Annotated in this window: 8 protein-coding genes; 2 read left to right on the forward strand and 6 right to left on the reverse strand. The window is 73.6% G+C overall.

All coding sequences use genetic code 11. The features are described 5' to 3' along the window. Window positions 1-17 precede the first annotated feature (17 nt). The 5 genes from LG379_RS11925 to LG379_RS11945 all read right to left on the reverse strand — a co-directional run bounded on the left by LG379_RS11925 (window position 18) and on the right by LG379_RS11945 (window position 7,254). The gene (locus LG379_RS11925) at window positions 18-1,316 is read right to left on the reverse strand and encodes a deoxyguanosinetriphosphate triphosphohydrolase (protein ID WP_225754742.1); all 1,299 of its coding nucleotides are present in this window, start codon (window positions 1,314-1,316) and stop codon (window positions 18-20) included. An 85-nt stretch (window positions 1,317-1,401) separates the two neighbouring features. Next, on the reverse strand, window positions 1,402-3,213 hold the full coding sequence (locus LG379_RS11930; RefSeq protein WP_225754743.1) for a glycoside hydrolase family 13 protein: 1,812 nt from the start codon (window positions 3,211-3,213) through the stop codon (window positions 1,402-1,404). Further along, window positions 3,210-4,133 carry a sugar ABC transporter permease gene (locus LG379_RS11935; RefSeq protein WP_225754744.1) on the reverse strand — a complete coding sequence of 308 codons (924 nt, stop codon included), beginning with the start codon at window positions 4,131-4,133 and terminating at the stop codon, window positions 3,210-3,212. The genes LG379_RS11930 and LG379_RS11935 overlap by 4 nt, the downstream gene beginning before the upstream one ends. Window position 4,134: 1 nt before the next feature. Further along, entirely contained in the window at window positions 4,135-5,778 is a 1,644-nt protein-coding gene (locus LG379_RS11940; RefSeq protein WP_225754745.1) for an ABC transporter permease subunit, read from the reverse strand. Window positions 5,779-5,991: 213 nt separating this feature from the next. After that, window positions 5,992-7,254, reverse strand: a complete 1,263-nt coding sequence (locus LG379_RS11945; protein WP_225754746.1) for an extracellular solute-binding protein — start codon at window positions 7,252-7,254, stop codon at window positions 5,992-5,994. Window positions 7,255-7,458: 204 nt separating this feature from the next. Between LG379_RS11945 and LG379_RS11950 the strand changes: the two genes are divergently transcribed. Further along, window positions 7,459-8,499 (forward strand): LacI family DNA-binding transcriptional regulator, encoded by a 1,041-nt coding sequence (locus tag LG379_RS11950; RefSeq protein WP_225754747.1) that lies wholly within the window; start codon window positions 7,459-7,461, stop codon window positions 8,497-8,499. Window positions 8,500-8,544: 45 nt separating this feature from the next. After that, entirely contained in the window at window positions 8,545-10,326 is a 1,782-nt protein-coding gene (locus LG379_RS11955; protein ID WP_370634503.1) for a glycoside hydrolase family 13 protein, read from the forward strand. Here LG379_RS11955 and LG379_RS11960 read toward each other — a convergent pair. Then, window positions 10,316-11,743 (reverse strand): PQQ-binding-like beta-propeller repeat protein, encoded by a 1,428-nt coding sequence (locus tag LG379_RS11960; protein WP_225754748.1) that lies wholly within the window; start codon window positions 11,741-11,743, stop codon window positions 10,316-10,318. The two genes, LG379_RS11955 and LG379_RS11960, sit on opposite strands and share 11 nt — an antisense overlap. Between the last annotated feature and the right edge of the window lie 47 nt (window positions 11,744-11,790).

Consider the following 11,790-nt stretch of genomic DNA (forward strand, 5'->3'; position numbering starts at 1 on the left):
GTGCGCCGTGGGCACTGCTACCGGTCGACGCGCCGCACCATCCGGGCGTGCCACTCCGCGGCGCTCACGTCGGTGAGCGACGCCACCTGGTCGACGACGACCCTGAGCCGGGCGGCGTCGTCGGCGGCCTGCGCCCAGTCGGCGGCGAAGGCCGGCTCGAGCGCGACGGGGGCGCGCTCCGCCACCACCTGCACCAGGTCCTCGATGACCTCGCGCTGGCGCCGGTAGAGGGGCTCCGCCTCGCGGGGCGCCATGACGTACGCGACGGCCAGGCCCTTAAGGACGAGGATCTCCGCCAGGGTCTGGCGGGGGACGACGAGCCGGGCGCCGTACCGGGTCAGCGGCCCGGTCCCGTAGCGCTCCCGCGTCGCGTCGATCGCGGCCCCGCAGAACCGCCCGATGAGCTGACTGGTCATGTCCTTGAGCGCCGCCAGGTCGCGCCGGCTCCCGCCGTGGCCGCGCACCCACAGCTCCCCGCCGCGCAGCCGCTCCATCGCCTCGAGCAGCTCCGCGTCCTCGAGCTGCCCCCCGAACCACGTGCGGGTCTCGGCGAGGACCCGGTCCCGGGCACCGCCGTCGTCGAGCACCTCCAGCTCGAGGCGACCGCCGACGACGGCGTCCTCCACGTCGTGCACGCTGTAGGAGACGTCGTCGGCGAGGTCCATGACCTCGGCCTCGAGGCAGCGCACGCCGGCGGGGGCACCCTCACGCAGCCAGGCGAAGACCTCCGCGTCGTCGGCGTAGACCCCGAACTTCCCCGACGGCGTCCCGTCCGGCCGCAGCGGCGCCTCGGTCCCGCCCCACGGGTACTTGACCGAGGCGTCGAGGCTCGCCCGCGTGAGGTTGAGGCCGGCGGCGCGTCCGGTCGCCGGGTCGACGACCTTCGGCTCCAGCCGCGTCAGCAGCCGCAGTGTCTGGGCGTTCCCCTCGAAGCCGCCGATCTCCGCCGCCACCCCGGCCAGCGCCCGCTCGCCGTTGTGCCCGAACGGCGGGTGGCCGAGGTCGTGCGCGAGGCACGCGGCGTCGACGACGTCGGGGTCGCAGCCGAGGGCCTTGCCGAGCTCGCGGCCCACCTGCGCGACCTCGAGCGTGTGGGTGAGGCGCGTGCGGACGAAGTCGTCCGTCGCCGGACCGAGGACCTGGGTCTTGGCCCCGAGCCGGCGCAGCGCGGAGGAGTGCAGGATGCGCGCGCGGTCGCGCTCGAACGGCGTGCGCTGCTTGCTCTTGGGCGCCTCGACGCACCACCGGTCCCGGTCCGCGTCCGTGTAGGAGCCCACCGGCGGACCGGGCAGGCCCTCGGCGGGGTGTGCGCTCACGCGTGCACCCTAGCCAGCGGGACGGTGCGCCGCGTCGGGCGCCCTCACGGCCGGGCCGCGGGGTGGTCGCCGGATGGTCCGGACGTCACGGGAGTCGCCAGACGGCGAGCGCCGGCCCGTCGCCCGGGACGTGCACGCCGCCGTCGGGCGCGCGCACGGGGTCCGGCCCGTGGAGGACCTCCGGGGTGCCTCCGTCCAGCAGAGCGGCCGGCACGGACGCGCCGGACCACGGTGCCCGGGCCGCGACCACGAGGACCCGCTCCTCGGGCGTCTCCCGCAGGTAGGCCAGGACGTCGTCCTCGGCGAGCCACCAGCGCAGGCCACCCCGGCGCAGGGCGGGGGACTCCCGGCGCAGCGCGATGAGGCTGCGGTACAGCCCGAAGGTCTCGGCGTCCCAGTCGTCCGGCCGGTCCCACGGCATCGTCACGCGCGCGTGCTCGCCGGTGGTCCCCGTGGCGCCGACCTCGTCGCCGGCGAACACCATGGGTGTGCCCGGGTACGTCATGAGCAGGCCGACCGCGACCTCGAGCACGCCCCGGTCGCCGACGAGCGTGCTGATCCGGGCGGTGTCGTGGGAGCCGAGCATGTTCCACTGCGCGGCCGTCACTCGCCACGGCAGGACGGCCGCGAACTCCCGCATCGTGGCGACCGCCGCGGCACCGCTGCGCCGCGCGCGCCGGACGGGCAGGCCGAGCGCGGGCTGCTCGGAGCCCACGGGGGTCGTCCAGCCCCACACCGGGCGCGTGAAGCCGGTGTAGTTCATGGTCGCGTGCCAGCCGTCGCCCGGCAGGTCCAGGCTCGCGTCGTGGAAGTGCTCGCCGACGAGCAGCGCGTCCGGACGGACGTCCGTCATCGTGCGGCGGACGCGGCGGGCGACCTCGTGCGTGAGGTCCTGGTCACGGTACCGCCCGGTCATGTTGGCCACGTCGATGCGCCAGCCGTCGAGGGCGTACGGGTCGCGCAGCCAGCGGCCGATCACCGAGTCCGGTCCGTCGACGAGCCGTCGGCCGAGCGCGGAGGACGCGTGGTCGAGCTTCGGCAGGGTGTCGTGGCCCAGCCAGCTGACGTAGCCGTCGTCGGTCCACAGGTAGAAGGACGCCTCCTCGGCGTCCCGGTCCGCCTGGGCGCGCCGGAACCACTCGTGCCCGGCGCCGGTGTGGTTGGTCGTCAGGTCGCCCACGAGCCGCATGCCCCGCGCGTGGACCGCCCGGGACAGCGACGCCAGTGCCTCGTCCCCCCCGAGCACCGGGTCGACGTGGTCGAAGGTGCTCGCGTCGTAGCGGTGGTTGGACCGCCCGGGGAAGAACGGCGTGAGGTAGAGGACGTCGACCCCGAGCCGCTCGAGGTGGTCCAGACGCCGCTCGATGCCGCGGAGGTCGCCGCCGAACAGCTGCTGCCCGACGCCGGGCCCGGCCGCCAGCGGCTCGTCGTCCCACCCCGCCGGCAGCGCCCAGTCCGGCGCCGGCCGCCGCACGCCCGAGCGCGCGAAGCGGTCGGGGAACACCTGGTAGACGACGGCGTCGTGGGCCCACCCGGGCGCGCCCGGGTGCACGGTGAGCCGGAAGTCCGCAGCGTCCGGCACGTCACGCGCGTGCAGGCCCGTGCCGTTCAGCCAGCGGTGGCCGTCCGGCTCGTCGAGGAGGAAGCGGTAGTGCGTGACCGGGTTGTGCACCTCGACCTCGGCGACGTACCAGCGCTCGTGCTCGTCCTCCCGGTCCAGCGTGGTCGCGGTGACCTCCGGCTCCCCGTCGCGGACGGTCCGCAGGTGGACCGCCCGCGCGGCGGAGCCGGAGGGCACCCGGACCCGGACGGGCACGCGGTCCCCCAGCGCCGGCGTGCCTGCCGGGACGTACAGCTCGCTCCCGTCGTGGTGTGCGTCGAGGGAGCGACGGCTCATCCCTTGACCGAGCCCGCGGTGAGCCCGCCGACGATGTAGCGCTGCAGGAAGAGGAACAGCAGCAGCACGGGCACCGCGGAGATCACCGCTCCGGCCGCGAAGAGGCCCCACTGCGCCTCGAGCAGGTCGGACACCCAGCCGTACAGGCCGACGGCGAGCGTCCAGTTGCTCTCGGACTGGAGCAGGACGCGGGCGATGATGAACTCGCCGAACGTCGAGATGAACGACAGGAGGGCGACGACGGCCAGGATCGGCGCGACCAGCCGCAGGATGATCGTCCAGTAGATCTGGGCGTGGGAGGCGCCGTCGATCTTCGCGGCCTCGTCCAGCTCGCGCGGCACGGTGTTGAAGAAGCCGTACATGAGGAACGTGTTCACGCCGAGCGCGCCGCCAAGGTAGACGCAGATGACCGCCAGCTTGCTGTTCAGGCCGAGCGCCGGGACGACGTTGCCGAGCGAGATGAGCAGCAGGAAGATCGCGACGAACGCGAGCATCTGCGGGAACATCTGGATGATCAGCAGGGACGTGAGCCCCACGCGACGGCCGGTGAACCGGAAGCGCGAGAAGGCGTAGGCCGCCGCGGCGCCCATGAGGACCGTGCCGATCGCGGTGACGCCCGCGATGAGGAGGGTGTTCCCGACCCACGTCCAGAACCGGGTCGCGTTGAGGTCCTCGAAGTTTGCCGTGCTGATCGTTCCGAAGAGCTCGTTGGACCCCGTGAGCGTCCCCTGGTCCGACAGGGCGGCCGAGAACACGTACACGAGCGGGAACGCGGCGTAGACGACGCCGATGACGCCGACGACGTGACGCCACCCGAGCTCGCTGAGGTACCGGCCGGGCTTCATCCGTCGCGCGTCGTCCGCCGGGGCTCCCGTGCGCGTCCTGCTGCCCGCCGTGACGGTGCTGGTCTGCGTGGCCATGTCAGTTGATCTCCTCGAGCTGACGGGTCCGGCGGAAGGCCAGGGCCGAGATGGTCGCGACGATGATGAAGACGACGATCGACAGCGCGCTGGCGAGCCCGTAGTTGCGCGGCGCGGAGCCGTCCAGGCCGGACACGGAGTAGATCATCGTGATGAGGATGTCCGTGTGGCCCAGCGGCACGGAGGTGTCGGTGAACCGTGGTCCGCCCTGCGTAAGCATGTACACGAGCGTGAAGTTGTTGAAGTTGAAGGCGAAGGACGAGATGAGCAGCGGGCCCGTCGAGACCAGGAGGAGCGGCAGGGTGATCGACCGCCACATCCGGAACCGGCCGGCACCGTCGATCTTCGCGGCCTCCGTGAGGTCCGCAGGGATGGCCTGCAGGGCGCCGGTGCAGATGAGGAACATGTAGGGGAAGCCGAGCCACAGGTTGACGCCGATGATCGACAGCTTCGCGAGCGTCGGGTCCGTCAGCCAGGGGATCTCCGCGCCGCCGAGGATCACGGCGTTGACGAAGCCGAACCGGCGGTTGAGCAGACCGGCCCACAGCAGCGCGGCGAGGAAGCCCGGCATCGCGTACGGGAGGATCAGCAGGGTCCGGTAGATCTTCCGGCCGCGCAGGCGCGGGTCGTTGAACGTGATCGCGAAGAACAGCCCGAGCATGAACGTCGTCAGCACGGACAGGAACGCGAAGGCGAACGTCCACAGCAGGATCTTGACGAACGGACCGGCGTACCGGGCGTCGCTGAACGCCGTGACGAAGTTCTCGGCACCGACGACGACGCGCCACCCGACGGAGAGCTGCTCGCCGTCCGGCGAGACGAAGAAGCCCTCGTCGGACGGCGAGTACACCGTGCCGTCGACGAGGCTCCGCATGACGTCCTCGTCCGGGTCGTACTCCAGGGCGGAGCGGAACACGTAGGCGTTGCGGGCGTCCTGGGTGCGCAGGGACCCCTCCTCCGGGTCCTCCGACAGGGCCACCCGCAGGGTCGTCACCTCGTCGGCGCGCTGGAGGATCTCCTGCCGGTCCAGCAGGGTGTAGCCCGGCACCTCGGTGACCCGGCCGTCGCTCGCCTCGCCGTCCTCGACGGTCCGCAGCGGCTCCTGCGCGGTGCCCACCCGGACGTCGCCGGACCCGGTGACGACCGCGAGACCGAGGTCGCCGCCGTCGCTCTCGACGACCGCGACCTGGTACGCGTCCGAGCCCTCGACGCGGCGCTCGTTGTCGATGAGCAGGAACTCGATCGCGTCCTGCTTGGTCGAGTTGTGCCCGTCGCCGTAGTTGGTGAAGGCCACGAAGACGGTGTAGACGACGACGAAGATCTGGAACGCGAAGAGGAAGATCAGCCCCGGGAGGATGTACTTCATCGGCAGCGTCCTGCGGGAGAAGTACACGACGTCGACCGCGACGACGATCGCGACCATGCCGGCGAGGATCCCGTAGGAGCCGATCGTCCACGCCGACCACGCGATCCACACGCCGAGGGCGTTGACGAGGGCCATGAGCATGAGCTTCGTGAGGAAGCCGGGCCCGTAGTCGCGGGCGGGCGCCGTCCCGGTGCGACGGGGCCTGGCCGGTCCCGGGGTGCGGTCGCCCGGCGCCATGGCGTCGGCGGCCTCGACCTGCGGTGGGTGGGGGCTGCTCATCACTACCTCCGTGCGGGCTCGTCAGCGCATCGGCTGAGCACCCGCGCTCCGGTGCGGGGGCCGCAGCGGCGCACCGGAGGCGAGGGGCACGTCGTCGTGCGCCTTGCTCGCATCATGGCACCGCCCCGGCGGGAACTGGGGGTCATGCGCGCGTGGCGCGCAACCGGGGGTGCCGGTTGCGCGCCACGCGGTCGTGCTGTGCTCGCTCGAGCGTCAGGCAGCGGCGTCGAGGGCGGCCTGGATGTCGGCGACCATCTGCTCCCAGGCGGCGGCCGGGTCGGCTGCCGCGCCGGAGACGATCTGCGCCTCGGTCACGCCCCAGAACTCCCACACCGAACCCATCTCGGGGATGGACGGCATCGGGACGGCGTCCGAGCCCACGGCGCGGAAGCCGGCCGTGATGGGGTCGGACGACGCGGCGTCGGCGGCGGCGATGAGCGCCGGCGGACGGCCGCCGGCCTCGTAGAGCGCCGTCTGGGCCTCCTCCGTCGCCATGAAGTTGACGAGGAAGTCGTTGGCGAGGAGCTCGTTCTCCGTCTGCGCGGAGATGTAGAAGCCCTGAACACCCACGAACGGCTGGGCCGGCTGGTCACCGGCGGCGGGGATCGGGTCGATCGACAGGTTCAGGCCCTCGAACGACTCGATCATCCAGGGGCCACCGATGATGAACGGCGACTCACCGTTGGCGAACGCCTCCACGGCGACGTCGTAGGTGACGGCCGTGTCGAGCACGCCCGCCTGGCCCTGCTCCTGCAGCCACGTGGCGAACGCGGTGCCGGCCTCGCCGCCGAGCGCGAGCTCGGGGGTGTAGGAGCCGTCCTCGTTCTGGACGAAGACCGGGGCGCCGAACGACGTCTGGAAGGGGTACATCGTGTAGGGGTCACCCGTCTCACCCATCTGGATGAGGATCGGGTAGGGGGTGCCGGCAGCCTGGCCGGCCGCGACGGCGTCGTCCCACGTCGCCGGCGCCTCGGGGGCCAGGTCGGTGTTGCGGATGAGCGCGATGTTCTCGACCGCGTACGGGAGGCCGTAGACCTGGCCGTCCTGCGTGAACGCCTGGAGCGCGACCTCCTCGAAGCCCTCCGCCGCGTCGCCGAGCTCGATCGGGGCGACGACGCCGTTGGCCGTCAGGCCACCCAGCCAGTCGTGCGCGCCGACCGTGATGTCCGGGCCCTCGCCGGTCGGGACCTGGGCGAGGAAGTCCGGACGGATGTCGTCGAAGTTCTTCTGGACCAGCTCGACCGTGGTGCCGGTCTCGGCCTCGAAGTCCGCCGCAGCGGCCTCGACGGCCTTCTGCCGCGTCTCGTCGACCCAGATCGTCAGGCTGCCGCCCTCGGACTCGGGGGCCTCCTCGTCCGTGGTCTCCTCGGCCGTGGGCTCCGCGGCCTCCGGCTCCTCGGCGTCACCGCCACCGCAGGCGGACAGGGTGAGCGCGGCGCCCAGGGCGACCGCGACAAACGGGATGCTCCGTCGCATCGTGGGTGTCTCCCAACACGAGTTCTCCAACTGGCGCGACCTGGCGACACCGCAAGATCGAGCCCTGATGACGGCGACGCTAACCGGGGGGCTCGCTTCGGTGCAAGCCGTTGCGGTAACTTTCATGCAACGCTTTCGCGACGACATGTCTCGGAACGAGGACCCCCCACGAGGAGGTGTGCCGTGTCCTCTACGCTGCCGCACGTGCGGACCCGTCTGAAGGATCTCGCGGAGCAGGCCGGCGTCAGCACGGCCACGGTCTCGCGCGTCCTCAACGGGAAGGCCGGCGTCTCGTCGCAGACACGCAAGTCCGTGCTGGCCGCGCTCGACGTGCTCGGGTACGAGCGACCGGAGAAGCTCCGCACCCGCTCGGAGGGCCTGGTCGGCCTCATCGTCCCGGAGCTGACGAACCCGGTGTTCCCCGCGCTGGCCCAGTCCGTCGAGAACTCCCTGGCCGAGCGGGGGTTCACGCCGCTGCTGTGCACCCAGTCCCCCGGTGGCACGACCGAGGACGAGTACGTCGAGATGCTCCTCGAGCACGGTGTCGACGGCATCGTGTTCGTCTCCGGTCGGCACGCCGACACCACGGCGAGCAACGAGCGGTACCACCGCCTGCGCAGCCGGGGCCTGCCGATCGTGCTGGTCAACGGCTACTCCGAGGGCATCGACGCCCCGGCCGTCTCCACCGACGACGCGGTCGCGGTCGAGCTCGCGCTGCGCCACCTCACCTCCCTCGGGCACCAGCAGATCGGGCTGGCCATCGGCCCCGACCGCTACATCCCCGCGCGCCGCAAGCTCGCCGCCTTCACCGCGGCGCTCCGGCGCCGGGACCCCTCTGCGGACCCCAGCCGTCACGTCGTCACGACGCTCTTCACGGTCGAGGGCGGCCAGGCCGCCGGCGGCGAGCTCATCGACTCCGGCCACACCGCCGTCGTCTGCGCCTCGGATCTCATGGCGCTCGGCGCGATCCGCGCCGCCCGCGCACGCGGCCTGGCCGTGCCCGACGACGTGTCGGTCGTCGGCTTCGACGACTCGCCGCTCATCGCCTTCACCGACCCGCCCCTGACGACCATCCGGCAGCCGGTCGTCAGCATGGGCGAGGCCGCGGTGAGCGCCCTGGTGTCGGAGATCTCGGGCACCCGCGTCCCGCGGTCCGAGCTGCTCTTCCACCCGGAGCTCATCGTCCGTGGCTCGACGGGCGCCGCGCGCCCGGCGGTCACGGTCGCCCAGGCCGCTCCGGCCTGAGCCGCGCGCCACCCGTCCCCCGCACCCCCAGCCCGACGGAGATCCGTGAGCTCGCCCGTTCGTCCGCCTGCCCTCAGCACGTCCCTCACCACGACGCCTGTGCACGCCGCCTCGCCCGCCGGCGCCTGGTGGCGCGACGCGGTGATCTACCAGGTGTACCCGCGCTCCTTCGCCGACGCCGACGGCGACGGGATCGGCGACCTGCCGGGCATCACCGCCCGGCTCGACCACCTCGCCGAGCTGGGCGTCGACGCCGTGTGGCTGTCGCCGTTCTACCGCTCGCCGCAGCGGGACGCGGGCTACGACGTCGCGGACTACCGGGACGTCGACCCGCTCTTCGGCACCCTGGCCGACGCCGACGCCCTCCTGGCGCGCGCCCACAGCCTCGGCCTGCGCGTGATCGTCGACCTGGTGCCGAACCACACCTCGTCGGACCACCCGTGGTTCCGGGCGGCCCTCGGCGCCGCCCCCGGCAGCCCGGAGCGGGCCCGCTACCTGTTCCGCGACGGCCGCGGCCCCCACGGTGCCGAGCCGCCGAACAACTGGACCTCCGTGTTCGGCGGCCCGGCGTGGACCCGGGTCACGGAGGCGGACGGCACGCCTGGCCAGTGGTACCTCCACCTGTTCGACACGAGCCAGCCGGACCTGGACTGGTCGAACCCCGAGGTGCGCGCCGAGCTCGAGGACGTGCTGCGCTTCTGGCTGGACCGCGGGGTCGACGGGTTCCGCGTCGACGTGGCGCACGGCATGGTCAAGGCGCCCGGTCTGCCCGACTGGGACGGCACGACGGCGATGATCGACGGCGGCCACGACGGGACGTACGGCTCCGAGGACGGCGCCACCGGCTCTGGCAGCGCCGGCCCGATGTGGGACCAGGAGGGCCTGCACGACATCTACCGCTCGTGGAACCGCGTGCTCGCGGAGTACGACGGCGACCGTGCGCTCGTGGCGGAGGCGTGGGTCGAGCCGATGTCCCGGCTGGCGCGCTACGTCCGCCCGGGCGAGATGCACCAGGCGTTCAACTTCGCGTTCCTCACCACGCTGTGGTCCGGACCCGCCCTGCGCGCGGTCGTGACCGGGTCGCTCGAGGCCAACGACGAGGTCGGCGCGCCGACCACCTGGGTGCTGTCCAACCACGACGTCGTCCGGCACCCCTCGCGCCTGGGTCTTGAGGTCCCCGGGTCGCGACCCAACGGCATCGGCACGACCGACCCGCAGCCGGACGCCGAGCTCGGTCTGCACCGTGCCCGCGCCGCGTCGCTGCTCATGCTCGCCCTGCCCGGCTCCGCCTACGTCTACCAGGGCGAGGAGCTGGGGCTGCCCGAGCACACGACCCTCCCCGACGAGGAGCGCCAGGACCCGGCGTGGTGGCGGTCGGGGCACACGGAGCGCGGCAGGGACGGCTGCCGCGTCCCCCTCCCGTGGGAGGCGGACGCGCCCGCCTACGGCTTCTCCCCCGGCGGCCGCAGCTGGCTCAGCCAGCCGGACGTCTTCGCGGACCACGCGCTCGACCAGCAGCGCGGCGTGCCGGGCTCGACCTACGAGCTGTACCGCACGGCCCTGCACGTCCGCCGCGAGCGCTCGCTCGGCACGGGCTCCCTGGCCTGGGTGAGCGGGCTGCGCACGACTGCGGGGGACGTCGTCGGCGACGACGTGCTCGCCCTCGTGAACCGGGACCTCCTCGTGGTGACGACCGTCGGTGGCGCGGAGGCGGTGCTGCCGCGCGGCTGGGAGCCGGTGGTGACGTCCGGGCCGACGAGGGCGTCCGACGAGGGCGGCGTGCTCGTCCCGCCGGACACGACCGTGTGGGCGGTCCTCAGGGACTGACCGGCACGCCGACGACGCCGTCCCTCGCCTGGACGACGACGGCGCCGTCGGCCGGGACGAGCATCCGCGTCCCCTGGGGCAGCGGCACCCGCCAGACCTCGAGCCCGTCGTCCAGGTCCAGCGCCGCCAGGTCCGTCGTGCCCACGCCCGGCACGGGCAGCAGCACGGTCCGGCCGTCGGTGAGCGGCACGGGGTCCACCGCGGCGGCGGTCTCGACGCGCCAGCGGACGCGTCCCGTCGCGCGGTCGTGGGCGACCACCTCCGCCGAGGCGGCGAGCAGCACCACCCCGGAGACGTCCGCGACGGGCGACGGGCGCGGGCCCGGAGGGACACGCCACAGCTCGTGCACGGACCGGCCAGCCCCCGGCGCCACCACGCGCGTGCCCTCGCGACGGGGCAGGAGCGCGACCGGGTTCGTCGCGTCGGTCACGAGCGGCCAGACCGGGGACGCCGTCGGGCGGCGCCGCGACGTCGCCGGGACGTGCGTGGCCAGCGGGCTGCCGTCGGCGAGCGCGACCGTGGCGCGCCGGTTGCCGCGCACGGTGAGCGTCCGGCCGTCCTGGAGCACCGCGGTCCCCACCGCGTCGGGCGTCGCCACGCCCGGGTCCGAGACCGTGCGCCAGCGCAGCACGGCGGCCTGCGGGTCCCACCGGCACACGACGACGGAGCCGTCGTCCCGCGCGACGACGAGGACGAGGTCACCGTCCAGGAGGAGGCTCGTGACGAGCCGCCCGTCCTCCTCGAGCCGGGCGCTGGCGCGACCGTCGGCGGTGTCCACGATCTCCACCAGCGTGCGACGGCGCAGGTCGTCCTCGGGTCCGTCGGCCCACCAGCCGCTGCGGTAGCAGGCGGCGTCGGCACCCAGGGGGCTCCACGGCGTCGTCCGCTCGAACTGGATGTCGACCTCGTCGTCCGCCAGGAGCGAGCACCAGCCCGACGTGCCGCGCTCGCCCACGGTCCACCGCACCTCGCCGGTCCGGGCGTCGAGCGCCTCCATCATGTGCCCCGCCGAGGAGACGAGGACGGCGTCGTCCACCACACCGAGCAGCAGCACGTCCGGCCGCGTCCACGACGGTCCGGGTCCGGTCACGGGGTCGAGGACGCCGGGCACGGCCGCGAGCCGGGCCGCCGCGGCCGTCGACCGCGCCTCGGTGGCGACGTTGAGCGTGAGGACCGCCGCACCGGCGACGGCGAGGCTCGTCACGGTGACGAGACCCCGGCGGGAACGGTCCCGCAGCACCGCCCCGTGGTCGGAGCGCGCCGGGTGCCGCGAGGTGCTCCGCCCCGCGTCGGACCGGGGCTCGTCGTCCTCGACGAGCTCCACGTCCACGTCGTGCACGGTGGCCACGCCGGGGTGCCAGGTCCCGCGCTGCGGGCCGGGCCGGGCCGACGGGGCGCCGTCGGTACGGCGCCGCATCCTCCGAGGATAGGTCGGACGTCCCGGCGACGGCAGGGGTGGGGCTG

The sequence above is a fragment of the Actinotalea sp. Marseille-Q4924 genome (assembly GCF_916618755.1).
Taxonomy (GTDB): domain Bacteria; phylum Actinomycetota; class Actinomycetes; order Actinomycetales; family Cellulomonadaceae; genus Actinotalea.

Excerpts from the sequence above, each read along its gene's own strand:
- LG379_RS11930 (WP_225754743.1), bottom strand. The coding sequence starts at position 3,213 with ATGAGCCGTCGCTCCCTCGACGCACACCACGACGGGAGCGAGCTGTAC.
- LG379_RS11935 (WP_225754744.1), bottom strand. The coding sequence starts at position 4,133 with ATGGCCACGCAGACCAGCACCGTCACGGCGGGCAGCAGGACGCGCACG.
- LG379_RS11940 (WP_225754745.1), bottom strand. The coding sequence starts at position 5,778 with ATGAGCAGCCCCCACCCACCGCAGGTCGAGGCCGCCGACGCCATGGCG.
- LG379_RS11945 (WP_225754746.1), bottom strand. The coding sequence starts at position 7,254 with ATGCGACGGAGCATCCCGTTTGTCGCGGTCGCCCTGGGCGCCGCGCTC.
- LG379_RS11960 (WP_225754748.1), bottom strand. The coding sequence starts at position 11,743 with ATGCGGCGCCGTACCGACGGCGCCCCGTCGGCCCGGCCCGGCCCGCAG.